The following is a 26,758-nucleotide window of genomic DNA, read 5'->3' as shown; positions in this document are numbered from 1 at the left end:
TATCTATTTATCTAACATCAATTCAATAAAAGGATTATAATATTCTCTATCCTTCATAATTACTCCATCTAATCCTTTACCACCATCTATAGGTCTCTTAACTCCAGCAAATATGCCTTTTTCAAGAGTCTTAAAAAGTCCTTCTTTTTCTATTTCAACTAACAGATCATTAGTTTTTGCAAGAACTTCTTTAGCTCTATTTTGAATAATGCCATCTTCTTTATAAGTTATTTCCTCTCCAAGAGAATGCATGTTGTTAAAGATATACCTGGCATTTTCTATTGATAAGGCTCTATCTGCCATAAAAGGTGTATGTATGGCTTCTGTCAGCATACCTAATAAATGTATCTTTTGATTGGTTAAAATTGAAACCATATTAAATAATGTATTCTGAACATGCCCTTTGAAAATATTACCTGTCATGAATTTTGTTGGAGGCATATATTTCAACGGAGCTTTCGGAAAAATCTCTCTTGCCATTTGTGCTTGAGCAAGTTCCATCAAAAAACCATCCTTCAATTCTGGATTCATTTCAAATGCATGACCAAGTCCCATTAATTCTTCTTTTAATCCTGCAAGCAAAGCAAATTGCTCATTTATGAATTGTGAAGCCAGAACAGTATGTGCCTCTTCAACTGCATCCGAAGTAGTTAGATAATTATCTTCACCAGTATTGATAATTACACCTGCAAAACCATTTATTATTCTGGAAAAATGCTGGTCTATCATTGTTCTCTGCATATTGATATCCCTGAAAAGTATTCCATACAATGCATCATTAAGCATTACATCCAATCTTTCAATAGCTCCCATTGCCGCTATTTCAGGCATACATAAACCTGAACAATAATTACATAATCTTATATATCTCCCTAGTTCTATAGAAACCTCGTCTAGAGCTTCTCTCATTAAGCGAAAGTTTTCTTGTGTAGCATAAGTACCTCCAAATCCTTCTGTAGTTATTCCATATGGAACATAATCAAGAAGACTCTGCCCTGTTGTTCTTATGACAGCAATGATATCTGCTCCCTGCTTAGCTGCCGCTACAGCTTGAGTTATATCTTCATATATATTACCTGTAGCAACTATGACATATAGATAAGGTTCTGTCTTGTCTCCAAAATCTTCTAGTAGCTTTTCCCGTCTATTACTATTCTTTCTTATCTTGGCTACTGTCTCTTTTGCTGTTTTATCAAGTTCTAATTTTATATCAAAAATATCCCCCATTGGAATCTTGGTCAAATCAAGTTCCTCATTTGCTACTTTTTCTGCCACCATTTGTGGTGTCATAGAATACTTAAGCATAGCATTACCTATGTAAACAGCTGCACCACTGGATAATCCTTCTCCCTTTTTAATATTATCAACCACAACGTTAGGAAGTGGAACCATATAGTCATTGACACCATCAATACCTAACAATCTACATACAGTTCTTTCTACAGAAACAGTCGTATGTCTTTCAATGAATTCTTGTGTATCCGTAGCAATGTTTCTTGCTGCGTTTCTGCAATCATCTACTAACTCCATGTTAAGATTTATTTTACTTTCCATCATACCCACCAACCTTCTCTTAAAATAAATATTACTAAGAATTTTTTATCATTGCTTCTGTATAGTCTAATATTTTTTCATCAAGTCCTAATAATTTAGCTACCTTTATGGCATCTTTTGGAACAGCACAATGCTCATCTACAATTTCTAATCTATAATCCATTTTGTCTTGAATAATACGCGTTGAATCTTCTCTGTCCACATTGATTTTATTTTTCAAATTGTTCTCATCAACATTCTTAAGTCCCACAACTTGATAATGTTTCATATCCCTATCAATGATGCCATCATAATGTGTTGATATAAGACTTACAGTATTATAATCTTTAAGGAATTTACATAAAGATCTTAGTAGAATGACTCCTTCTCCTGGATTGGTTACTCTTGCGAATTCATCTAATCCTATGAAGCCATTACCTGTCTTAATATCTTTAATAGCTTCATTTATCTTGATAATCTCTGCCCCAAAAGAACTAAGACCTCTACTTATTGACTGCATATCATCTGATATCAAGTATACGAAGTCCATCATAGCCACTTTAGCCTCTGCTGCAAATACATAAAAACCCATTAGTGCCAATAATAGATTAAGAACCATTGTTTTTATTGTAACGCTCTTTCCTCCCATATTAGCTCCTGTAATAACAGTAACCCCTTTTTCCAAACTAATACTTACAGGTATATAATCTTTATTGTTCTCTCTTAGATAATTTATCACTTTTGGATTTTTCATATCCTTGAACCAAATATTGACTTCTTTCAGTATCTTAGGTTTTACAGCCAAATATTTTATTGCAATCCTGCCTTTTGCAATAAGCATATCCAATCTTCCTATTGCATCAATATTATGCTTTATATCATCTATATAATCATAAATCTTTTTACTCAAACACATCTTTATGCTGCTCTCTAACTTCTCTTCCTCAACTACTAAATCCAATCTTTCACTTTTCAGTAGTTTAATTCTTTCTTGATTTTCTTCCTTGAATATAAGTTTTTCTAACTTTATCTTCTTAGTTCTAACCTCTTCTAGTTCTATGCTATAAGCATTATATATAGAAAAAGTATGGGAAGTCTTATTCTCCGGATTCAACAGTTTAATAATACTTTTCATAGATTGAAATTTGATATCTATAACAAGGTCAAGATTCTTATATGTACTCAATAACTTTTGTGTATTTATTGCAAAACTCTTGATTTCAAACAATTCCACTTCGTCTAGTATATAATTTCTGTTATATCTTTTTACAAGATTAGTTATATCCTTAAATTCCATCATAGTTCTTTCAATTTCACTATATGCCTCTTTGTTTCTATGTAAACTAGTAATGATTTTTTCAACATTGTCTAGTTCATTGCAAAGTAAATTATATTCTTCTTTTCTATAGACCCTGATTTTTTTCTTGACAGCCATTCCATAGGGAGTATTGATAGATAACTCATTCAATACATAGTTAAAACCAATCTCTTCTTTTATCTTATTATCCAAATATTTTATTATAACCACCTCCCTAATATTTTTCATCATCCATTACGTTATAGACAGGTAAATTGATTTCTCCACTAATTAATGACTTGAGTCTATCTTTGTCAAATTCATAACCATATGGGGATACTGGATTAACGGTAACTCCTATTAGATTTATCTTCTTCAATGCCTCAATGGTTCCACCGCTTCTTAGAAATATATCATACTCTTTTTTACTAACGAACATCTTAGTACCATCTTCAATAATAAACTTTATTTGTTTGTATAACTGTGTGCTTCCTATGATTCCCTGAAGTAATCTATCGGATATAATGCCTTTGATAACTACATATTTTGTATGTTCATTGATATTATTTACGATATCTCCCGATGCTTCTAATGCTGTAAGAACAGGAAGATTTCTTATACCATAATCCTTATCAACTAAACATACCTTGTAATCACGGTTTTCCTTTAATAGATTCAATAAATTGATATCTTCATTTTCTTTAATAGATAATAGATTCACTGTGTGTACAGTTTCATATACCACTTTATTTATATCATTGCTCAGAGATGCTCCAGTACATAATATGGTTCCATCAGTAATCGTTGGTGATGCAAATGTTTTTCTTGAAACGGCACCATCACATAATACATAGTCAGATCCATAATCTTTAAGCTTGATGCAAATATCTTTCATGTAGTTATTTACTGAAGGTCCAGCTAATTCTATATAACCATCGCTTAAGGACCTAATGATTATAATTTCTCCCATTGGTGTGTCAATACCAGTAGTATCAATAATCTCCATAGTTACATCACTTGTCATGAGACATTTCTTGGCTGTGGCTACAAAAGTATTTTTACCAATGTATATTTTGGGCTTGTTTGTACCTGTAACCATATCTTTTTCTTCTCCATCTCTTCCAATGGAGGTAAGGCCAAGGGTATACCTACCCCTAGCCTTGTTTATTATGAAATTTAATGTAGTTGTCTTTCCAACATTTTTATCCATACCAATAATTGATATGCTGTTGTATTCAGTTAACCTTTGCAGTAGTTTTTTCAAGGTGTCCATACCCTCTCATTTTTCTTTCCAGACCTTCTGGCTCTATCAATGATTTTTCATTATTAGATAATAATTCTGCAACTCCAACCATATGGGTTTCTTTTTCATGTCTGCATACCTCACAATTACATGCTGGTTCATAATGGTTTGGTTCTTTATAAGTTGTTATAACTCCTTCAAAGTTTCTAAGAACAATCTTATTATGACCCTGCGAAATAAGGTAATTAGGCATTACTGGTATCTTTCCGCCTCCACCAGGTGCATCAACAACAAAAGTAGGTACACAAAGTCCAGACGTATGTCCACGAAGCCCTTCAATGATTTCAATACCTTTTGCTACAGAAGTCCTAAAATGTTCTATGCCGACTGTAAGATCACATTGATATAAATAATATGGTTTTACTCTTATTTTAACCAATTCATTTACCAATTTTCTCATTACGAACACACAATCATTTACACCCTTAAGCAAAACTGATTGATTACCAAGTGGAATTCCTGCATCTGCTAATTTTTCACACGCCTCTTTTGATTCTTTCGTAATCTCATTAGGATGGTTGAAATGTGTATTAATATATATTGGATGATATTTCTTTAACATTCCTACAAGATTATCTGTTATTCTCTGAGGCAACACAACAGGTGTCCTAGTACCTATTCTGATTATCTCTACATGAGGGATTTCTCGTAATTTCTTTATTATGGATTCTAGTTTGTCATCTGATAATAATAGGGCATCTCCACCAGATAACAATACATCTCTAACAACTGGTGTATTAGCAATATATTCTATGGCAGTATTTATTCTATTCATTGGCAGTTCTTTATCTGTATGTCCTGCAAATCTTCTACGAGTGCAGTGTCTACAATACATAGAACATTGATCAGTTACTAAAAACAACACTCTATCAGGATATCGATGAACCAACCCGGGCACAGGTGAGTGTGCATCTTCTGATAGGGGGTCAATGAAGTCAACGGTTGATGTGTGTAATTCTAAGCTATTAGGTACAGCTTGTTTTCTGATAGGGTCATTTTCATCATTCTTATCAATAAGGGATAAGTAGTATGGTGTAATGGCCATCCTTAGTGATTGCAAGCATTTTTTGATTCCTTCTTCTTCTGATTCATTAAGTGGTAAATATTTTTTTAACTCTTCAACATTTCTTATCCTGTTTTTTATCTGCCACTTCCAATCATTCCAATCGCTATCACTAACATTACTATAATATTCATACCTTCTGCTCTTTTCCATTTTACACCCCACAAAATTTCCTTCCTATAATTAGTTTAAATACATTTTTTCAAAGATATCTCTGATTATTTTACTTTCTCTAACATCTTCTAGTGTAATATCAGCATGATTCTTAGAATATCCATTTCCAATAATCATGTTAACGTCTTTTCCAATACCTTCTGCTCCAAGGGCAGCTTTTGTAAAGCTTGTAGCCATTGAGAAGAAATATACTATTCCTTCTTCTCTTACAGGAAGTATTGTTGACATCTCAGTATTTGGGATATTAACACAGTTTATTGCAACATCAATTTCTTTTCCACCAGTTACTTTCATAACTTCTTCTAATACTTTTGTAGGATTAGTAGCATCAGCAAGGATGATATCATGACAAAATCCTGTTTCTTCCAAGAATTCTCTCTTGCTTTCACTTCTAACCATACCAATTACTTTACCATTTTCGCCTACTTGTTTTCTTGCTTCGTAACAGCATAATAAACCTGATTTTCCATTAGCTCCTAATACAAGAACTGTTTGATCTTTTTTAACTAGTTTTCTAGTTTGAGCTGGTGCTCCTGCTACATCAAGTGCTGCAAGTGCTAATGTTTCTTCCATATCATTTGGTAGCTTAGCATATATACCGCTTTCAAATAAAATAGCAGTACCTTTTACTTCTACACGGTCAATGTCCATCTTAATATCCAATATTTCTTCAATCTTAAGTGGAGTAAGAGTAAGTGATACCAATGAAGCTATTTTATCTCCAACTTTCAAGTCTCTGTCTTTTAAATCGCTTCCCATTTCTTTGATTGTACCTATTAGCATACCACCAGAGCCAGTTACTGGATTCTGCATTTTACCTCTTTTACCAATAATCTCCAGTATCATAGCTTTCATTTTTTCTTTGTCTTTATTACAGACCTCTTTTATTTGAGTGAAGCTCGCTGAATCTATGTTTAGTGCTTGGATATCAATAAGCATTTCATTATCATATATTTTCATATCGTTAGATATTTTCTGTGCAGCTTGTGGTAATACTCCTTTTGGCTCTATAACTCTATGTGTTCCGTATTTGCAACCTCTCATAATTTAATCAATCCTTTCAAAATAATATATTTATTATTAACCACTTACACTTCCATCACTTGTAAATTATCATCAATGATAAGTTCACAAGCAGTTAAAGATTTTATTTCTTCTATTGTTGTATCTTTATTTATTTCTTTTAACACTATTCCTTTATCGGTTACTTCCATTACTCCAAGCTCTGTTACTATAAGGTCTATAACTCCTTTTGCTGTTAACGGTAATGTGCACTCATCTAATATCTTAGGTGTACCTTTTGCAGTATGAAGCATAGCTATTATCACTTTCTTGGCACCTGTTACAAGGTCCATAGCTCCGCCCATACCTGGAACCAATTTCCCTGGTATGATCCAGCTTGCAAGATTGCCCATCTTATCAACTTCAAGTGCTCCAAGAACAGTGAGATCCACATGTCCTCCTCTTATAAGTCCAAATGAGAAGCTGGTATCAAAAAAAGCTCCATCAGGTAATACACTCACGTATCCTCCACCAGCATTTATGATATCTTTGTTTTCACTTTCCTCTGGAGATAGTTTACCCATACCTGTCATGCCGTTTTCTGATTGAAAACTTACCTCTATACCTTCTGGAATATAGTTGGCTATTTTAGTAGGAAGACCAATACCCAGATTAACCAGCTGACCACTCTTCAATTCTTTTGCTACTCTCTTAGCAATTATTTCTTTACCTAACTTTTTATCTATCAAAAAATCCACCCCCATCTTAGTTAATTATGTAGTCAACCACAACACCTGGTGTTATAATACTATCTTTATCAAGTTCGCCTGTCTCAACTAATTCTTCGGCTTCTACTATAACAGTATCAGCTGCCATAGCTATCATGGGATTAAAGTTTCTTGTAGTTCCTTTATAAATTGTATTGCCGAATTTATCAACAACACTTCCTCGAACAATTGCTATATCAGCTCTTAGAGGCATTTCAAGTAAATATTCCTTATCTTTAACTTTTATAATTTCTTTGCCTTCTTCAACTAAAGTACCGACTCCTGTAGGAGTAAGAACTCCACCTAATCCAAATCCACCTGCTCTTATTCTCTCAATAAGAGTTCCTTGTGGTGACAACTCTACTTCTAGCTCGCCACTATTCATTAATTCTCCAGTAACAGGGTTAGTTCCAATATGTGATGTTATCACTTTTTTAACCTGTCTATTGACTATTAACCTACCAATACCTTTATCTTCATAACTAGTATCGTTACCAATTATTGTAAGGTCTTTGATTCCCATTTCAATTATTAAGTCAATAATCGTTTCTGGGGTACCACATCCTAGGAAACCACCCACCATAATGACTGAACCATCTTTTAACAAAGGCTTTAAATCGTCTTTACTAACTAATTTATTCACCTTTTCACCTCTTTTAAAATATTATTTATATAAACCTTCTCCTTATTTGACTCTTAACCTATACCTAATATTTTTCTTGCTTCATCAGGAGTTGCAATTTCTCTTCCAAGTTCTTTCGCTAACGTCACTACTTTTTCCACAAGCTCTCCATTGGAATTTGCTAACACACCTTTTTTCATGTAAATATTATCCTCATAACCTACTCTAACGTGTCCACCCATAATAATACTTATAGTAGCCATGTTGAACTCATTTCGTCCTATACCAGTTACTGTATAAGTTGCATCATCTGGAATACTGTCCACTAAGTATATTAAATCTCTAGGTGTTGCGGCTATTCCTCCGTTAACTCCTAATACAAAGTTAAAATGGAGTGGCGCTTTTAGAATACCTTTTTTGTATAATCTAAGTGCCATATCAACCATACCTTTGTCAAAAACCTCTATTTCAGGCTTTATACCTAGACCATAGATTTTTTCTGCAAACTCTATTATTGTGTTTTCAGTGTTAACAAAAATATCGTCACCACCAAAATTACAAGTTCCACAATCCAGTGTTGCCATCTCAGGATCAAGATATATTGGCTGTAATCTCTCTTCATTTGTCATCCCTACTGCCCCACCAGTGGATGGTTGAATGATTACATCTTTGCATCTTTCTTTTATACCATCTATGCATTCTTTGAATCTATTTTTATCTTGTGTAGGAGTTCCATCATCTTCTCTTACATGTAGATGAATGATACTTGCTCCAGCTTTGTAAGCTTTCTCGGCTTCACTTACAATTTCATCCACAGTGTAAGGTACAGTAGGATTATGTTCCTTGGTAACTTCTGCTCCGCAAATAGCTGCTGTAATTATTAATTTTTCCATAACTACTTCCCTACTTTCTTTGTTTGTCCTTAGGAACTACACATGTTCCACTTGCCTTGCATACTACAACAGACTCTTCCATAACCTCAGCTGCTGAATCATTTATATCTGGTCTTTGTCTTATTACTTTCCTTGCTTCAAATACCATTTTCCTTGAAGTGTTTCCAAAACCAGTAATCTGTCCTTCACATTCTATGTAATCACCAGCATATACAGGAGCTATAAATTCAATATTGTCATATGCTTTGAATAATCCTTCGTCCCCATCATTTTTAATCAATAATTCTGTTGCTACATCGCCAAAAAGCTGTAAAATCTTAGCTCCATCAACTAGATTTCCCCCATAATGAGCGTCATGACAACTCATTCTTACTCTTATTAATGATTTCATCTACCTAACTCCTTTCTCCCAAACCTAAGTTACTTCTAAGTAATAACCTTAAAACGTTTACTATCAACTCCCTTTTTCTCAATTTTCCACCCTAAATCCAGTCACATAACGCAAGAAAAGCACTGAAAATAAGATTTCAATGCTTTTCGTAAATAAAAGCTATTTATGTAATGAAATCTTATTTTCAATACATAAATAGCTCTCCATAAAACTTAGGATATCTAATCATCCCTTATGGCAGTGATAATGTATTGTCATTATCACCAAGAATATATTTAAGAACCAACATACTCTTTCGGCAAAGGAACCATTCATCTTTAATATTGGAGGTTCTTCTCCTTAACAATTAAAGATTACCCTCTCCTTCGCGCCTCTATTCATGTTTTATATAATATTTATATAGATTGTTATATGAATCTATATAATAATCATATTCAATTTATTATTTAATTGTGTTTGTCAAATTACTATTTCATATAGTTATAATATAATCATGATATAGTTAGCTTGGGGTCATTTTAGTTTGTTATTAGACTTATTACATTATAATATTTAAGATTACTATTATAATTATTTTTAGAAGACTTAGGGGTATGTTTTTATATTATCATCTTCTATTTTAATATTCAATTATTCTGATAATACTTTTATCATTCGAAATATTTTTTTATGGTTTAATAATTATAATAAAATAAAACTGTATATTTTATTAACTTTTTTTAAGATATGACTATTTTTTAAAGTTCATTGACATATACTATAGACATATGAAGGTGGTGGTTTTATGAATGACCATAAAAAGGTTATTATAGCTGAAATTGTATCGGCAATTGCAATAATACTAGTAGGAAGTTTATTTCACTTCTTATATGAGTGGACAGAATGTACGTTTATAGGAATATTCAGTCCAGTTAATGAAAGCCAGTGGGAACATATCAAAATAATGTTTTATCCTGTTATTTTAGTAAGCATCATTGAATATTTTTTCGTAAGATATGATGTTAATAATTTTGTGTTCGCAAAAGCTATGTCAGTACTAGTTTTTATTGGAACTACTTATTTATTGATATTCTTATATGAGTGCATTTTTGGCGAAGGTGAAATGGTACTTCATGTAGTAACATATATTATTGGAGCTTTTGTTGGTCAATTGGTAAGTTATTTTATATTAAAATCTCCAAAAAGAAGTAAATGCAAAAATCTTATAGGTTATTATATTTTTCTATTACTGTTTTTGGTAATTACTCTATTTACCTTTAGACCTTTGCAGTGTGATTTCTTTAAAGATTCTACAACAGGATATTATGGAATACCTCCTAAAAGTTGAAGATTAAGTATTCTATAAAAGTAAAATAGCTGTCTAGTAATATATTTTATGTCAGTGCTAATAAAATATATTACCAAACAGCTTTATTTTTATAAATCTATTCTCACAATATAGATTTTTCTATACAAAATTATCCATACCTATTTTACTGAGTTTTTCTCCACAATAGAATTTTAAGTGATAGAGTATATCTTTTTTATCATTCACATAGACAACTCTATTAGAAATCATCATTTTACTGTCATCATTCAATTGAAGTAATTCTTTTTCTTCACCTACAGCTTTTACAATTTCCAAGTCCATATTCATTTTGGTTACAGAAACTTTCAGTTCTTCAAATAAGTAATGAGATATACCATTTTCAAAGTTAAAATCTTTGAAGAAATTCTCCTCTTCATATACAAAATGAAAGACTTCCAGCCCAATGGGTCGTCCATCCATCATCCTGAGTCGTTTTACAAAAAGGCATTTTGTATTTTCTTTTATGCCTGTTTTTTCAGCTATTTCTGCATCTATTATAATTTCTTTTTTATCTAGTATCTTAGTACTTATGTTCAAGCCTCGCATCTTAATGAAATATGTTAAACTTACAAATGGTTCAATAGATATTCCAACTTCTCTTTGAGCTACAAAAGTTCCAATACCTTTTTTTATATATAAATAGCCTTCGTCTATAATTAACTTAATAGCTTCTCTTACTGTTCCACGTCCTGAATGATATTCTTCCATTAGCTTTAATTCTGATGGGATTTTTTCGTTTTCTTTCCAAATTCCCAAGCGTATTTTTCTTATTATATCTTCTTTTATTTGAATATATACTGGTAATGATGGATTATACTGCATACTCATCCTCCTATCTTGTTACTTATGATTATCCATTAATAATATTACCATATAATAGTGTTGGATGTCTAATTTTAAATTTAATAAATGTAATGGTGAACGGTCGTGTAGGTAGTATAGGGGAATATTACGTCAGTCAATTAAACGTCCGTGTTTAAATGACTGAGTTCGCCGTCCATGGCTCACTGCTTCATATTCCCCTATACTACCTACACTCGTTCATATATACTGATGTATAGTTGTAAAATAAAGGGGCTGGCTCACAATATATTTTAGATGATGGCAACTCAGTAATATGGCTTATGTTAAGCTCTATATTACTAAAGCTGATTACCTAAAAAATGTATTGTTAGACAACCCCTTAATGTAAACTTAATATATAATTTTAGGTAATATTACCTTTAATTTACTAGTTTACTGCTTGGACTTCTTTAATTTCAGGTATTTGCTCTTTTAGGGCTTTCTCAATAAAATTCTTAACTGTTAATTGAGAGAATGGACATCCTTTACATGAGCCTTGTAGTTCTACTCTTACAATACCATCTTCTGTTACTTCTACTAATTGTACATCGCCGCCGTCGCTTTGTAATCCTGGACGAACTTGATCTAATACTTGTTCTACTTTATCTTTCATAATTAAATCTCCTCTAGTCTACATTTTATTGGTGAAACCAATTATGTTTATAATAACCTATGTGTTTAGTTTTAGTCAACCCATATATAAATTATACAACTTTTGAAATAATTGATTTTAATTTTCTACTATTATTCATTATCTTCCTTATACAGCAATGGGAATATTTTTTTATCCAACTTATAGTTATATGCTATAATAATCACAATTACAGCTCCTACGCAAGTGACTACAGTAAAGGCTACGGAATATGAATAAGCATCGATAAGCCATCCCATCAATACACGTCCTCCAACTGCTCCTATGAAAGCGCCAATATTACGATAACTATTTATTCTTCCTCTATGAGAAGCTGGGATTCTTCTGCTTAGGTAAGGTGAAGCTCCCAACATATTAATGACTTCACCTAGAGTAAAGGCAAACATCATTACAAAGAACAGAGGATATGCTGGTGAATCTCTTATGATGAGAAAGCTGAATGAGTATAAAAATATACCTATAATCACTTTCTGTAATTCATGCAATGATTTTAATAGCCAGGTCATCAATGGTGTGAAGATTATTACAACCAATCCATTAAAGCTCGATATGAACCCGAAGTATTTTCCTCCCTTTTCTAGAAATAAAGTTTCCATATATAGTGGTACTGAAAAGCTCCATTGTTCGTATATGAAAGCTGCAAATATAAATACTATGAGTTGAATCAATACTGATTTTCGTTGTTTCAGAATCGAGAATGAAGTCATTTTTTCATCTTCATCATTTTCATATTCATTTTTTTCTTCTTCTTTGATATCTTGAATATTGATTGTCTTTACAAAAACAATAATCAATATTGTAGATGTAAGTGTTGTTAATCCATCAATAATAAAGGCTAGACTTAGATAGTTTTCAAATAAAAATCCTCCTATAGCGGCTCCAACCATAAATCCCAGATTATGTCCTAGATAGGATAATGAATATACTTTTTCTCTCTCTTGTGGTTTAGATACGTCCGCAATCAATGCTTCAAAAGCAGGACCTTCTATATTAGCAAAAATACCTGCCGCAGCAAATAATATAGTCATTAAATTACCAGGTTTCACGAATGCACAGGATATAAAGAAGGTAACACTGATCAAGTCAAATATTATTATTAATTTTTTACGATTATACTTATCAGCAAGTTTACCACCTATTATATTAGCTGGTATAAACAATACTCCTATACCTACTGAAATGTATGATATAGTTAAGGCAGAATATCCTATCTTTCTACTTAGAATAAGGGTTAATAGAGGCCAGATGAAAGCACCCATATTAGTTATGATTCTAGCATAAAATATAACATATGCTGATTTGGATAGACCTTTGTATTGAGAAAACATATTGAGTATCTTTTTAAACATGTAAAATTCCTCCAGTAAATTATAATATAATCATTTTAATAAATGGAGTTGAGCCTATGTCAAGTGATTATATTAACTGTTTATAATCAATATTTTTGAAAAGATAGGGTTAACCCCACCTTACCTTTTGCCATAAAAAGCGTATAAATAGACTTTTTCACCTTTTGTAAAATAATTTTCATATTCTCCAGCAGTTTCAATGTAATCATATATATAATCTTCCATTTTTTTCTCATATCCCAGACTTTTAATATCCTTTTTGATATTATCCTTGATGAAATTCTTTCTATACTCTACATTAATCAAACTTGAATTACTGAAGTTTTGAAATAAGATATAAGCACCAATTAACGACGCTTGTTTCTTAATATAATGATTAATAGAATTCAATAAATATTCTTTATTGTTAAAACCATAATTACTGGTACCAGCTATATCTAGAAGTATATCAACAGATTCGTTTTTGATAGGTATCTGTAAAAAGTCAGAACAAATAAAAATAATATTCTTATCACATTTAGCTTTTTCAAGCATTTTTTTAAGATATCTATGCATCGTAATATTATGGTCAACTGCAATATATATCACATCATCCGAGAGATCATTTAGAATATTCCTTAAAATAAATCCTAATCCCGAACCTACTTCAAGTATAACTTTATCTTTAAAACCATGCCAATCTATCTTTTGACGCACCAATTCAATACCTTTATATAAATTATCAATAAAATGTTGGTCTGTATTTATAATATAATTACTGATGCTATATGGATTATCGCTATAATCTTTATCATAATTGCCATCTACTATGAGTATACCATCATCAATAGAATATTCTTGTCCACATTTACATTTAAGCTTTCCCTGAATTATCTCATTATTATTTATTATTCCATCATTAAGTGTTAGATTTCCTTTACAGCTTCTACAAGTAAACATATCCAAAAACCTAATGTTGATACCCCTTTTATAGGGCTTTTGTCGATTTTCATTTGCTAGTTTTTGTATTTCTTTTTCCAGACTGACTTTCACATTAATAAGATGTTCTATTTCTTTTTCAATGTTATTATGCTTATCTATAAATAACTTTTGATAGTAGTCATTCTTTTGATAATCTGAATATTTTCCTAATAATTGCATTCGAAATATATTTCTAATCTCATTTAATGAAAACTCCATGTTTTTTAACATTAGTATTTGTTCTAAACTTGTTTGGCATTTTTCATCAAAGTAGTATTGACCCGATTTCTTATTAGGAACTATCAAATCTAAGTCCATATAATGTCTAATTGTATCTTTACTAACTTTATTATGTTCTGCAAATTTACCAATCCTCATTATATCACCATCGTATTACTTAATATTTATACATACAAGAATTATATCATATTTTGTTGTGTGTTAATTACAATTATATTTCATATTCAGATAAAACACAAATATAATTGTGCACTATGTACTTTTTAACTATAGATGAAGATTAGGCTAAACAAAAAATCCATGCTACTATAAATATTAGTCACATGGATTTTTTATTAATGTATTATTGTTATTGGTATAACTAATTTCATTATACTACTTTTTTTCTATATCTTTTCCACAATAAGGACATATGGAAAATTCTTTCTTTACGTACCTACTACAATTGGAACATACATCAGCTAATTGATGTCCACAATTAGGACAAATATTATAATCTGATTCTACTGCACTACCACAATTAATACATCTTGATTTATTTTTTTCATTGCTTCGAACTACCAAATAAATGATTAACCCTATGAAATAAGGAACATACATAACAATTAAAGTCCACATCCAAGGGTCCATCTGTAATCTCTTAGCATCTTTATGAACTAATATACCCATGATAATTGGAATTAATGAAATAAATAAACCAAACACACCCACTATAATTGAAGGAATAACATCCTGCTCTTTGATTGTACCACTTAGGATTACAATAAATACCATACTCCCTATACCTAATATTATAACTGAAGTAATAATCCAAAATATTATTTTAAACTTATTAGTATTCTCGTTCATACAATTAACCTCCTAATAATTATGACAGTCGAGATATTTCTTTAACAATTACATCTTTGAAAATTAGAACTACTGCTAAAATACTCACATTAATAGTCATTGTAACAGATAAAATAATGATCCATTGATACAGCTCAAGAGTAAAGTAAAAACCTATACCGAGTATTGAAGCAACTGTTATAATAAAATTTATTCCTATAGCAAATGCAGCAATCCAAGGAACAGCACCATCTTTTCTTTCATTATCCTTTTGTATTTTTTCATAAGTCTTTATAGATAAATTTTTGGGTATTGTTATTTCTTGCTTGCTTAATTTTTTAAGTTCCTTGTCAATATCAATATTATGTTTTTCATCTGGTTTATGGCTCATCATTTCACCTCCAACTTCTCTTTTAATATTTTTTTAGCCTGATTCAATCTAGATTTTACAGTTCCTTCAGGAACACTAAGTATATAACTTATTTCCTTGATAGTCTTTTCTTCAAAGTAGAAAAGAAGAATAACTACCTTATAATGTGGTTTTAGTTCTAACACTGATTTTTTTAATTCCTTAGAAATATCTTTGAATAAAAATTCTTCTTCTGGCAAAGGATCTTTTGAGGGTATGGATGCTAATTCTTTATTCATTTTATCTTCTGCAAAATAATTTTTGATTTTACTGGACCATCTTTTTTGTTTACGATACCAATCTTTATACGTATTTGATGCAATAGATAGTAACCAATTTTTAAAAAGATATTTGTCTGAATACAGTTTTATTTTTGAATAAGCTTTTAACCATGTTTCTTGAAAAAGATCTTTTCCCTCTTCTTGGGAACCGGTTAGATAGAAACAATATTTATATAGCATGCCTTCATATTTTTCAATAAGTATTTCAAAATATTCACTATATCCATTTTTACATCTTTCAATGATTATTTTTTCATCCAAGTCCTCACCCCTTTTGCTCTTGTCTGCCTACATTTATTATTACGAGCGAGATAGTAAAAGGTTCGAAAAAAAAATTATTTAATTTCTTATATATTTTAAAATTTACAAATTCATTGGTGAGGAAATGAAATATGCAATAATAACTATGGCATCAATAGTAATCCAAATAACATTAAAAAGCATTAATATTATTGTTGAAACTATGTTAGTCCTTGTTATAATTAAATGCATTATTGAAGATATTACCCCAGCAATAGGTAAAATGTGTAACACAATTAATAATATATTAACTGTTATTCCACCATTATACTCATCTATGGAAGCCAAACTGTAAATTATTATTATTGTACCTATAGTTGTAATTAAAAACGCAAATAATGGAAATAAACGACTCAAAAAAATATTTCTTAATCTTTTCATGATACTACTCCCTTCTATTATTAAATAGTATAATATTAAAACCAATAAATTAAAAGGGGTATGTTTTTAATAATCACTATTAGTTAGTATAAAAAAAGCATCCTTTCGGATGCTAAACATTCAATCTAAAATTCAAATTCAGAAATTTTAACATTCTTCCAAATTTCATCATTAATTTCTATTTTATAATCAGCTTGCCATTCTTCAACTTTTTTATTAAATGCTTGTAGCTTTAATTGTTCAATGGCTTGAGCTTTTATATTAGCTTCATTATCTTTTATCGCTTTAATATCTTCCTCAGTAGGTTCTATCACTTCTTCTAATTTTATGACATGGTATCCATAACCAGTCTCAACAATTTTACTTATTTCTCCTGGCTTGAGATTAAAAGCAGCTTCTTCAAATTCTGATATCATTTCTCCTCTTGCAAAAGTATATTCTCCACCATTATCTTTAGAACCAGGATCTTGTGAATATTCTTTTGCTAGAGCGGCAAAATCTTCTCCTGCTTTAGCTTTAGCTAATATTTTCTCAGCTTCTTTTTTAGCCTCTACCTTTTTGTCTTCTGACAAAGGTTGATTACTATCATCTACTGTTTTTATTAATATATGTCTTGCTCTAACTTTTTTAGCATAATATTCATAACCATTTTCTTGATATCTCTTATATTGTACATTTTGGTCTAATATAGCGTTTAGTTTCTCTTCATCAACAGTATAATCCTTCATTTCTTTATTATATAATAATTTATATAACTCTTGATTTTCCATTGTTTTCTTAACAATTTCTTGAGTAATACCACTTTTGCCAGTACTTTCTTTCTGCAATGCGCTCATAAAACTATTAACTTGGCTATCAATACCTTTTTGTTGTTCATCAGTCAATTTTATACCCTTTTGTTTGGCTATTAAACCTATAAGGTTACTAGATTGAGCTGCACTAATGGCATTATCTTTAGCTACCTGTTCTACAGATTGCCCATCTTCTGTTGTCTGTTCCCATACATTAGGTCCGAAATATGATTCATATTGAGTTTTTATTTGTCCTAAATATAGATTGATTTCACCAAGGGTAATCTTATTTTCTCCATTTATAGTAACTATAGTATCTTCATTATTATTATTAGGTTGTGTAGATAATATAATTGATTTGGTATCATTTTCCCACCCTACTGATACACCAAGAGCATCGCATAATGAACGAACAGGTAAGTAAGTTCTTCCATTATATATGATTGGTTCTAATTCAGTTCCATCAGTATCTTTTGGACTAAATTCTTCACCGTCCAATACTGTTTTGATCTCATAAGATATCTTAGCGGTTATATCTTTTACTAACCCACTAGCTGAGACTCCTATTACAGCAGCTGATAAAAAAGTTGCAGTAACAAATCCTAAAATAAAATGTTTATAATTCTTCATTTCTTCCTCCTTTGTCCTAAGTAAATAATCACATATGTAAGTTATTTATACTTCTTATTCAGATTAATTCATAAATATGGTATAAATAATGCAAATAATAATATAATTTAAATTTTCTTTAATTATATTATTATAATGATATCAGATAATAAGACATAGAGCAATAAAAAATTCCATATAATTCAAAAAGGAATATCCCCCAATATAATTCTATTCAATGCCAACATAGACCTTTCTATCTGGAATATAAAATAAAAATATATTAGAGAGATAATCCTTCTACTTATTCTTGCTCATATGGAATTTATAGCAAAGTGAACTTTTTAGTATAAGTATCTGCTGAATTACATCCTACCATTGCGTGGAAATCTCCTGGTTCACTTACTAATTCACAATCTATATTATAATATCTTAACATTTCTTCTGTTATCACAAATTCAACTTTTGATTCTTCCTGTGGTTCAAGCTCTATTCTTTTGAATCCCTTTAGCTCTTTTACTGGTCTTACAGTACTTCCTACCAAATCTCTTATGTAGAATTGTACTGTTTCTGTTCCTTTTCTATCACCAATATTTTTTACTGTTACAGAAGCAGTTATTTTATCATCCTTAGTCATTTTATCAGAACTTAAAGTGAAATCTTTATATTGGAACTGTGTATAACTAAGTCCATATCCAAAAGGATAAAGAGGTTCATTGGGAATATCTATAAACTGAGAAACATACCTTGTTTCAGCAGTATTAGCTGTTTTTGGTCTGCCTGTATTATAGGAATTGTAATATACTGGTATTTGACCTGTAGCATAAGGAAAACTCGTTGTCAGTCTGCCAGAAGGATTGAAGTCTCCGTATAACACTTCAGTAATAGCTGATCCACCTTCTGTACCAGGAAACCAGGCTTCTATTATTGCAGGAGCTTTTTTACTGAGATTTGTTATTTCTAGTGGACGACCGCTAAATAATAAAACTACAGTAGGTTTGTTTAGTCTTAAAATTTCTTCTGCAAGTCTTTCCTGTACTCCAGGTAATCCTATATATGCTCTACTTCCACCTTCACCACTCATCTCTGAACTTTCTCCTAAGGCTAATATAACAACGTCAGCTTCTTTTGCTACATTTACAGCTTCTTCAAAACCACTTTCATCATGACCATTGACATCACAACCCTTTGCATATGATATAAGGTTATTTCCAATTTCATTAATCAGATTTTCTTTTAGAGTTGTAATTTTTTCTTTTCTTCCTTGCCATGACCAACCTCCAAGTAAATCAGTGCTATCCCCTTTTGGTCCTATAACAGCTATTTTCTTATCCTTAGATAGAGGTAATACATTATCATTCTTCAAGAGTACTATTGATTCTCTAGCAACTTTTCTTACGGCTTCTTTGTGTTCATTACACATAAACATTTGTTTTGCTTTATCTCCATCCATACCTCTGTACGGGTCACTGAATAATCCTAGATCTTTTTTCAACTGCAGTATTCTAAGTACAGCTTCATCTATTAATTCTTCTTGTACCCTGCCTTCTTTTACAAGGTTTTCAAGATTGTTAATATAACAAGAAGTCATCATTTCAACGTCTACCCCTGCACTTATAGCTTTTTCAGCCACTTCTTCATCATCTGCTGCAACACCGTGAACCTGCAATTCTCCAACAGCACCCCAGTCGGAGATAACAACACCATCAAACTGGAAGTTATCCCTTAGAATATCTTGCATAAGATATTTACTGCCAGAAGCAGGTACACCATGAATTGTATTAAAAGAAGTCATAACCATCTTAGCACCCTCATCTATAGATGCTTTATATGAAGGAAGATAGTATTCTTTTAATTGTCTATCGGATAAATCAACTGTATTGTATTCTCTCCCAGCTTCTACCGCACCATAAGCTGCAAAGTGTTTTACACAAGAAGCTATATTATAATTAGAAGATAAATCTCCCTGATATCCTTCTACAAAAGCTTTACCAAAGACACTATTAAGATATGTATCTTCTCCAGTAGACTCCATCACTCTACCCCATCTAGGGTCTCTAACCAAATCTACCATAGGTGAGAAAGTCACATGCACCCCTGAAAGAGCTGCTTCTTTGGCAGATACTTGTCCACACAACACAGCATTATCAAGATTCCATGTACATCCTATTGCAAGGGGTATAGGAAAAATGGTTCTGTATCCATGAATGATATCAGCCATAAATAATAGAGGAATCTTTGTACTGCTTTTATCTAGGTATTTATCTTGAATCCTCCGAGCTTCTTCAGCATCTTTTACTCCTAGAACACTACCTGAAACCCATATTTTTTCTTCTGATATCCCTAGGTCTTTTAAGGGTCCAGTAAGTTCTCCTTCAGAATCTTTTATATAAAATTGGGAAGCTAATTGCTGTAATTGTCCAATTTTTTCTGATAGAGAAAGTTCTTTCAATAACTCATTTATATCAACTTCTTTATTCATTATTACACCTCACATGGAATAATTATATCATTAACTGTTAGCAACTTTCCCTGATAACAAGTTCTGATGAAAGACTTATTAAATTAGAAACCTTTTCTCCTTCTAATTTACTTATAAGACTGTTGGCAGCCATTGTCCCTAGTCCAAAACATGGTCTATGTACAGTACTTAGATTAGGAGTAACATATTTACATAGCTCTATATCATCAAACCCGATAATTGCCATTTGCTCTGGAATACTGATTCCGCACTCTTTAAAAGCACGCATGGCACCTATTGCCATTTCATCATTACTAACAAAAAAAGCACTAGGCAACTCTTCTAAAGGAATATTTTCCAAGAACTCTCTAACAACTTGGTATCCTCCTTCTTCTGTAAAATTAGAAGTTAGACACCACTGTTTTGGAAAATCCAAATTAAATTTATCCATAGCATTTTTAAATCCTTTATAACGTGTATTGTTATCATAAGAATTGTTTGGACCTCCTAGGAAACCAATTTTTCTGTGTCCATTTTCATAAAAGTAGTTAATTGCCTCATAAGCTCCTGATTCGTTATTAATTAGAATACTAGTTATATTTTTATTTTTTATTTCTCTATCTAAAACTACTATAGGGAAATTATCCCCTGCTAGGTCTTTTATCATATTATCACTTAGATATGAAGCCAAAATAACAGCGCCATCCACAAATCTTTCAGATAATACTTTTGTTATTTCACTTTTCTCTGAAAAGCATTCAGCTGCAATAACTTCATACCCATATTTTTTAGCAGCTTTACTTACACCGTGCATGATTTCTTGATATATAGGTCCAATGAATTCATTTACCACTACTGCTATCATTTGGTTTCTTTTCATTTTTAAGCTTCTTGCAATACCACTAGGTTTATAATCCAATTCTTTTACAGCAGCATAGACTTTTTTCTTGGTTTCTTCGCTTATGCTTCTTGTTCCGTTTAGAGCATATGATACTGTGGATATAGAAACACCTGCTAATTTTGCTACATCTTTTATTGTAGGCACTTATCATCACCCTCTTCTATCCCTGTTTTTACCTATTATAACATATCACATTAATATACTAAAACTAATATAACTTACTCAACGTAGATATTAACAATACCTTCTTGCTTCAAAATATCTTCAAAAATATTCTTATCGATGATAGCTCCACCTTGACGATATTCATTATCAATTATGTCAAAATCTATTTCTTTATCATTTACAATAACTTTTCTTATTGTACCTGTATCACCCTTTATATGATAGATCCATTTAACAGGTTTTCTCATATAATTATAATTCATAATCAATCCATCCAAATCCTTACTAAGAATAGGATCAATAATTATTGAATCAGATGTCATCCTTATACCAAGGATATTGCTTATAATTTGATTCAGATATATTCCAGGGCCACTTGAATATATACGCCATCCGCCTTTTACACCTATATCACCATTACGAAGCTTATCAAAGTTCTCTTGATATATATATCTATCATTGAACATTCCTTCAGAACTGCTGAAATATGTGTTGCTCTGTCTTATTTCTGCATTTGGAACTTTTTCTTTTATAAGTATGGGATTTATCTTCATCATTGCTTCCCATGTTTCCTGAGCCAATCCTAACTTAGCCACAGCCTCTATATATCTAATATGAGCATGAATATAATTTAGACTTATCTCTCTTCCAACATTAGATGCTTGTTCAGCTCTTTTAAAATATTCAATGACTCCACCTTTGTAACTTGCAGGACGATTCATGAGTCTAACTCCATCAGTACAATTAAGGTGTTCATCTATAATGCTTATATTCATATCAGCTTGCTGTTTTGATACTAATTCCGAAATTATACTTCTTGTCATAGGCAACAATCTATATTCAATACCTGTTTTACTATCTTCTGGATGAAGCATATATTCCATATCTTTTTCATTTTCAAAATACGCAAATCCTGCAATCACTTCACCTTTTATCAATAATTCATTAAAATCTTTATTGATCGCTTCTGACAATCCTATAAGTTCTTTGGACCAGTCCTTATCTACTTGTTCAAGAACTTCACCAAGTTGTTTAATTACCTGATATGTAAGTGCTACAGTCCATGAACTTACTAATTTCTCTTTTAATTCTTCACTGGCAGGTTGAAGTGTATCATCCCAATCTCCTCCAGCATAAGAGATTAAAGTTGTATCATGCATGAAACGCTGTTTTATGGTATCTACAGCATATTTCATATGTTCTAAAAGTGTTCTTTGCTCATTAGCTATGCTACCATCAATATTTCTAAAACCAATTGATTTATTCAGAATATCCACATCACCTGTAACTCTTAGATAATCTCCAACTACTTTCAACGGCCAAAGCACTACATCTCCATGACAATCTTCCTGTTGTATATGATAATCATCAATCATGAACCATTGAGGCCATTCTTTATTTTCAAAAAACTGATGTGAATATATTTCAATGATTATATCTCTAACCACTTCATAATGCTGAGTCGCCATAAAATATTCAATAGGTCCCTGACAGATGTCTCTAGTTCCCCAAGCTGCTCCACCTGGTTGTTCTAATCCATGAGGTACAGCATAATGTACCATGGCATTATGTGTGTACCACCAGAAAATCTCATTTATCTTAACTAAGTCAGAATTATCTTTCCCTGGTAAATCTAAGCTGAAACCACAAGTAAGTCTTTCGTAGAATTCATCATATTTTTTCTTCTCTGTTTCAAAACTATAATTATATGTTTTGTCTTCTCTATATCCAAGATTCCCTGATATAATTAACTGTACAGATGACGAAGGCATAATTTTCAGTGTTAATAATGTACCATTACGAACCTTGTCATCTTCAAAGAATATATTATCTTGTATAACATCCATTTGTGAACCATTCAACTTAATAGTATAATGAAGCTTCTCGTAAACTCCTGCTGTGAAACTATTAGAATCTGGTCTAAGGACTATTCTATTATTATCTATCTCAGCTTCACATTGATTTTGAAATTCATGCTCTCCCATTACCAATTGATTAGTAATAAGCATCTCATATGCTCTATCAAGTTCAGATTTAATTTCTAATATAACATCTGAAGAATCAGCCGCTACATAACTAGTAACAATCAACATATCTCCATCAACTTTATAGTACCATCTTGCAAAGTTCTGTCCCATCTCATATGCAGCAGGTAGAGTTAAAATACGGTATCTTCCATTACATTTTATATAAATGCGTTGTCCTGAATTCTTTTGTATATTCAATGTTCCTCTTGTTTGAGACACCATCTTGTTAAGAGAGGTATTACCTGCTACAAGCTGTGAATTAAAAACACCATACATATAATTAGTAGACGTTATAGTCTCTTTACTTATTTTTTTCTCATCTATGGCATTTGCAATGATATGTCCGCTAGGTCTTTCTTCCAGCAATTCTTTTTCTTGTAAAACAATATGCCTATGCCCATTACTGAAAAAGGAAAGCAATTTATCTTGAGCTCTTTCTTCTAGAATTCGTGTAGGAAAATATTTATCTAACTCATGGTCACTAAATGCATCACTATATAAAGGTTCACCTATACTATTAGATAAACTAACTTTTTTGACTCTTATAAAATCATCTTTTTTTGCCTTATCAATATACTTCCATGCATTTTCTTTTTCTTCATTAAATTCAATTGCACTAACAGCTTTTTTGAAGTTCATTTGAAATACTCCATAAAATCCGAAATTTACTGGTTTGTCCAGTGTTATTTTTTCAGTTTGAAGAGCAATATAACTTAATTCATATTGATAATTCTCATTTTCAAGATTACCTTCTAAAGCTACTTCTTGATTATTCTTTTTATATGACTTTCCAAAAAACTGTGACTGATCTGTTGAATAACCTACAATTTCTATATCTTTGCTTCCCTGTTGAATATATGGATATCCACAAGATTGTTTTTGATTTTGTCTGGAACTTATAATATATCCACACTTTCCTTTTAAGACTTTATGGTCTATATATTGACTGATGTACAATTCGTTGGCTAATACTCCACCTTTATCTGCAATACTTATATCTTGTCCATATACTATATCTACCGTTTCATTATTTCCATCCAGTATGATATCGTAACACCATGTACTTTCATTAACTAGAGTAAGTGTTATTTTATATATTATTCCTTCAATATTACCTTCCCATCTAACACTTTCATCATTATAGGAAAATAAACTATTAGAATTTATACCTAACAATTTATAGTTTTCAATCTTAGTATCTTTGTAAATACGAAGATATATATTATTTATTGAACCATAGATAGGGTCACCTATCATCTGATTGATCATTATTTCATTGTTTCTTATTTCTCTTAAATCTCCTGTATCTAAAAAAGCAAATTGCGTACTATCTTTTTTAATACTTATAAGATTATTTTCTTGTCTTAATCTCAATATGTGCATCCTCCTATTTTATTCCTGAAGTCACAAATCCTTCCATGATGTGTTTCTGGAATATGCAAAAAATAATCATTATAGGTACTACCATTATTGAAGCACCTGCCATCTGTAAAGCGAAGTTGGTTACATTTTGTCCCTTTAATAAAGATAATCCTACGGATAATGTATAGAATTTCTCATCATTGGCAATTATCAACGGCCATAAAAAATTATTCCATCCTGCTATGAATGTCAATATTCCCTGTACTGCTAAAATCGGTTTTGATATTGGTATAATCAATTTAAAAAATATATAATATTCCCCTGCGCCATCTATTCTGGCAGCTTCCATTAGTTCATTAGGAACTCCTCCCATGAACTGCTTGAAGAGGAATATATTAAATGCACCTACAAGACCTGGAAGCACAATACCTAACATAGTGTTAATAAGTCCCATCTTATTAAGTATGAGATAAACTGGAATCATAGTAACCTGTGAGGGAATCATCATTGTTGCAAGTACCATATAGAATAGAAACTTCTTCCCAGGAAACTTAAATTTACCAAAGGCATATCCTGCCATAGCATTGAATAATAATCCAATAAAGAATATGGCAACTACTATTAAAGTGTTTTTCAAGTAAACCAAGAAATTCAATTCTTCAAATAATTTTATATAATTTTCTAATGTTGGTACTTTGGGAAATAAAGTTGGCGGTACAAGCATAGCTTCATTTGCATGTTTGAATGAAGAAAAAATCATCCAAATGAATGGTGTCAACATTAAAATACCACCTATGGTAAGTAATATTATCACAATAATCTTATCTATTTTCATTTTATCTTTTTTCATTTTTCTCACCTCAGTTATCATAGTTTTATTCCCATGCATCTTGTTTGTTCATTCTAAATTGTATAAGCGTTACTATAATAATGATTACAAATAATACAAATGAACCTGCAGCAGCATATCCAAACTGACTTTGCTTAAATCCATTCTGATAGATGAATAATGCCATTGAATTGGTTTGTCCCAGAGGTCCTCCGCTTGTCATGACCATTGGTTCTTCAAAAAATTGTATCCAACCTATTAAAGTCGTTATAGTAACAAAGAATGTAGAAAACCTTAACTGAGGTAATGTGATATAACGTAAAGTCTGGAATTTCTTAGCTCCATCAATTTTAGCTGCTTCATAATATGATTTTGGTATACCCTTTAGGGCAGCTAAAAATATCAACATATTTATTCCTATAGCTTTCCACACAGCTAAAATAATAAGTGATATCTTTGCAAGTATAGGATCTTGCAACCATCGTAGTCCTTCTAATCCTAATCCATTTAAGATATTATTCAAAAGACCGTAATTTGTATTATATAAGAATCCCCATACAACTGCTACTGCAACGATATTAGTAACGGCAGGGGCATAGTATACTACTCTAAAAAAGGAAAATATCTTTTCTGTACCATAATTTATCAAAAGTGCTGATGTAAGAGATAAGAAAACTACAAAAGGTACACCAATCACAACATAAAATATTGTATTACGAATCGCTTGATGAAAATCAGCATCTTTCAATAATTCAATATAGTTTTCAAGTCCAATAAAATCAATATTATTAAAGTTAGCTAATCCTTTGATATTCATGTCTGTGAAGCTTATTCCTACAGAAACAAAAATTGGAATGATAGAAAACATAAATAGCAATATAATAGCTGGAGCTATGAATAAGTAAGGATATTTGTATTTATTCAATTTACTGATAAAATTTTTCATTTAGTCACCTGATTTCTGATTAAAATGGGGC

24 protein-coding genes and 1 riboswitch are annotated in these 26,758 nt (G+C 31.2%); of the genes, 1 reads left to right on the top strand and 23 read right to left on the bottom strand.

Features of this window, described 5'->3' with window-relative positions; translation table 11 throughout:
* Positions 1–3: 3 nt before the first annotated feature.
* The 9 genes from kamD to kal are packed head-to-tail and all read right to left on the bottom strand — an operon-like array spanning position 4 to position 9,045.
* Complete coding sequence (kamD, locus tag HYG85_RS18635; RefSeq protein WP_330619134.1) at positions 4–1,557, bottom strand: lysine 5,6-aminomutase subunit alpha; 1,554 nt, start codon at positions 1,555–1,557, stop codon at positions 4–6.
* 31 nt (positions 1,558–1,588) lie between these two features.
* The gene (gene kamC / locus HYG85_RS18630; RefSeq protein ID WP_212690930.1) at positions 1,589–3,043 is read right to left on the bottom strand and encodes a lysine 5,6-aminomutase reactivase ATPase KamC; all 1,455 of its coding nucleotides are present in this window, start codon (positions 3,041–3,043) and stop codon (positions 1,589–1,591) included.
* Positions 3,044–3,065: 22 nt separating this feature from the next.
* Complete coding sequence (kamB, locus tag HYG85_RS18625) at positions 3,066–4,094, bottom strand: lysine 5,6-aminomutase reactivase subunit KamB (protein WP_212690929.1); 1,029 nt, start codon at positions 4,092–4,094, stop codon at positions 3,066–3,068.
* Complete coding sequence (kamA, locus tag HYG85_RS18620; protein ID WP_330619133.1) at positions 4,066–5,361, bottom strand: lysine 2,3-aminomutase; 1,296 nt, start codon at positions 5,359–5,361, stop codon at positions 4,066–4,068. Before kamA ends, kamB begins: the two co-directional genes overlap by 29 nt.
* Positions 5,362–5,379: 18 nt before the next feature.
* Complete coding sequence (gene kdd, locus HYG85_RS18615) at positions 5,380–6,414, bottom strand: L-erythro-3,5-diaminohexanoate dehydrogenase (RefSeq protein ID WP_276515008.1); 1,035 nt, start codon at positions 6,412–6,414, stop codon at positions 5,380–5,382.
* A gap of 44 nt (positions 6,415–6,458) precedes the next feature.
* Positions 6,459–7,121 carry a 3-oxoacid CoA-transferase subunit B gene (locus HYG85_RS18610; protein WP_330408071.1) on the bottom strand — a complete coding sequence of 221 codons (663 nt, stop codon included), beginning with the start codon at positions 7,119–7,121 and terminating at the stop codon, positions 6,459–6,461.
* Positions 7,122–7,137: 16 nt separating this feature from the next.
* Positions 7,138–7,782 carry a CoA transferase subunit A gene (locus HYG85_RS18605; RefSeq protein WP_212690928.1) on the bottom strand — a complete coding sequence of 215 codons (645 nt, stop codon included), beginning with the start codon at positions 7,780–7,782 and terminating at the stop codon, positions 7,138–7,140.
* A 53-nt stretch (positions 7,783–7,835) separates the two neighbouring features.
* Positions 7,836–8,654: a 3-keto-5-aminohexanoate cleavage enzyme gene (gene kce, locus HYG85_RS18600; RefSeq protein WP_212690927.1), complete on the bottom strand. Its 819-nt coding sequence runs from the start codon at positions 8,652–8,654 to the stop codon at positions 7,836–7,838.
* Positions 8,655–8,664: 10 nt separating this feature from the next.
* A complete protein-coding gene (gene kal, locus HYG85_RS18595) occupies positions 8,665–9,045 on the bottom strand; it encodes a 3-aminobutyryl-CoA ammonia lyase (RefSeq protein WP_113675963.1) in 381 nt (126 codons plus the stop codon).
* 188 nt (positions 9,046–9,233) lie between these two features.
* Positions 9,234–9,429, bottom strand: a riboswitch (Lysine riboswitch).
* A gap of 400 nt (positions 9,430–9,829) precedes the next feature.
* Here kal and HYG85_RS18590 point away from each other — a divergent pair.
* On the top strand, positions 9,830–10,372 hold the full coding sequence (locus tag HYG85_RS18590) for a DUF6512 family protein (RefSeq protein ID WP_212690926.1): 543 nt from the start codon (positions 9,830–9,832) through the stop codon (positions 10,370–10,372).
* Between the two features lie 120 nt (positions 10,373–10,492).
* Here the strand turns inward: HYG85_RS18590 and HYG85_RS18585 are convergent, their stop codons facing one another.
* The 14 genes from HYG85_RS18585 to HYG85_RS18520 all read right to left on the bottom strand — a co-directional run bounded on the left by HYG85_RS18585 (position 10,493) and on the right by HYG85_RS18520 (position 26,727).
* Positions 10,493–11,215: a GntR family transcriptional regulator gene (locus HYG85_RS18585; RefSeq protein ID WP_212690925.1), complete on the bottom strand. Its 723-nt coding sequence runs from the start codon at positions 11,213–11,215 to the stop codon at positions 10,493–10,495.
* Positions 11,216–11,624: 409 nt separating this feature from the next.
* Positions 11,625–11,849: a NifU family protein gene (locus HYG85_RS18580; RefSeq protein WP_113675960.1), complete on the bottom strand. Its 225-nt coding sequence runs from the start codon at positions 11,847–11,849 to the stop codon at positions 11,625–11,627.
* 131 nt (positions 11,850–11,980) lie between these two features.
* Entirely contained in the window at positions 11,981–13,237 is a 1,257-nt protein-coding gene (locus HYG85_RS18575; protein WP_212690924.1) for an MFS transporter, read from the bottom strand.
* A 120-nt stretch (positions 13,238–13,357) separates the two neighbouring features.
* On the bottom strand, positions 13,358–14,575 hold the full coding sequence (locus HYG85_RS18570) for a MerR family transcriptional regulator (RefSeq protein WP_212690923.1): 1,218 nt from the start codon (positions 14,573–14,575) through the stop codon (positions 13,358–13,360).
* A gap of 237 nt (positions 14,576–14,812) precedes the next feature.
* Entirely contained in the window at positions 14,813–15,286 is a 474-nt protein-coding gene (locus tag HYG85_RS18565; RefSeq protein ID WP_212690922.1) for a zinc ribbon domain-containing protein, read from the bottom strand.
* A 19-nt stretch (positions 15,287–15,305) separates the two neighbouring features.
* A complete protein-coding gene (locus HYG85_RS18560) occupies positions 15,306–15,656 on the bottom strand; it encodes a hypothetical protein (protein WP_212690921.1) in 351 nt (116 codons plus the stop codon).
* The gene (locus tag HYG85_RS18555) at positions 15,656–16,216 is read right to left on the bottom strand and encodes an RNA polymerase sigma factor (RefSeq protein WP_212690920.1); all 561 of its coding nucleotides are present in this window, start codon (positions 16,214–16,216) and stop codon (positions 15,656–15,658) included. The genes HYG85_RS18560 and HYG85_RS18555 overlap by 1 nt, the downstream gene beginning before the upstream one ends.
* A gap of 102 nt (positions 16,217–16,318) precedes the next feature.
* Positions 16,319–16,636 (bottom strand): hypothetical protein, encoded by a 318-nt coding sequence (locus HYG85_RS18550; RefSeq protein WP_212690919.1) that lies wholly within the window; start codon positions 16,634–16,636, stop codon positions 16,319–16,321.
* A 125-nt stretch (positions 16,637–16,761) separates the two neighbouring features.
* Entirely contained in the window at positions 16,762–18,057 is a 1,296-nt protein-coding gene (locus HYG85_RS18545) for a peptidylprolyl isomerase (protein ID WP_212690918.1), read from the bottom strand.
* A gap of 304 nt (positions 18,058–18,361) precedes the next feature.
* The gene (locus tag HYG85_RS18540; protein ID WP_212690917.1) at positions 18,362–20,518 is read right to left on the bottom strand and encodes a glycoside hydrolase family 3 N-terminal domain-containing protein; all 2,157 of its coding nucleotides are present in this window, start codon (positions 20,516–20,518) and stop codon (positions 18,362–18,364) included.
* Between the two features lie 37 nt (positions 20,519–20,555).
* Positions 20,556–21,542, bottom strand: a complete 987-nt coding sequence (locus HYG85_RS18535) for a LacI family DNA-binding transcriptional regulator (protein WP_212690916.1) — start codon at positions 21,540–21,542, stop codon at positions 20,556–20,558.
* 74 nt (positions 21,543–21,616) lie between these two features.
* Positions 21,617–24,964 carry a cellobiose phosphorylase gene (locus HYG85_RS18530; RefSeq protein WP_212690915.1) on the bottom strand — a complete coding sequence of 1,116 codons (3,348 nt, stop codon included), beginning with the start codon at positions 24,962–24,964 and terminating at the stop codon, positions 21,617–21,619.
* 13 nt (positions 24,965–24,977) lie between these two features.
* Positions 24,978–25,802 (bottom strand): carbohydrate ABC transporter permease, encoded by an 825-nt coding sequence (locus HYG85_RS18525; protein ID WP_113675948.1) that lies wholly within the window; start codon positions 25,800–25,802, stop codon positions 24,978–24,980.
* 25 nt (positions 25,803–25,827) lie between these two features.
* Positions 25,828–26,727, bottom strand: coding sequence for a carbohydrate ABC transporter permease (locus HYG85_RS18520; RefSeq protein WP_212690914.1), 900 nt, complete (start codon positions 26,725–26,727; stop codon positions 25,828–25,830).
* Positions 26,728–26,758: the final 31 nt, after the last annotated feature.

Origin of the sequence: Vallitalea guaymasensis (assembly GCF_018141425.1) — a bacterium.
In the GTDB taxonomy this organism is placed as follows: Bacteria; Bacillota; Clostridia; order Lachnospirales; family Vallitaleaceae; genus Vallitalea; species Vallitalea guaymasensis.
The sequence above is the reverse complement of the archived record's forward strand: the minus strand, read 5'-3'. Positions and strand labels throughout refer to the sequence as shown.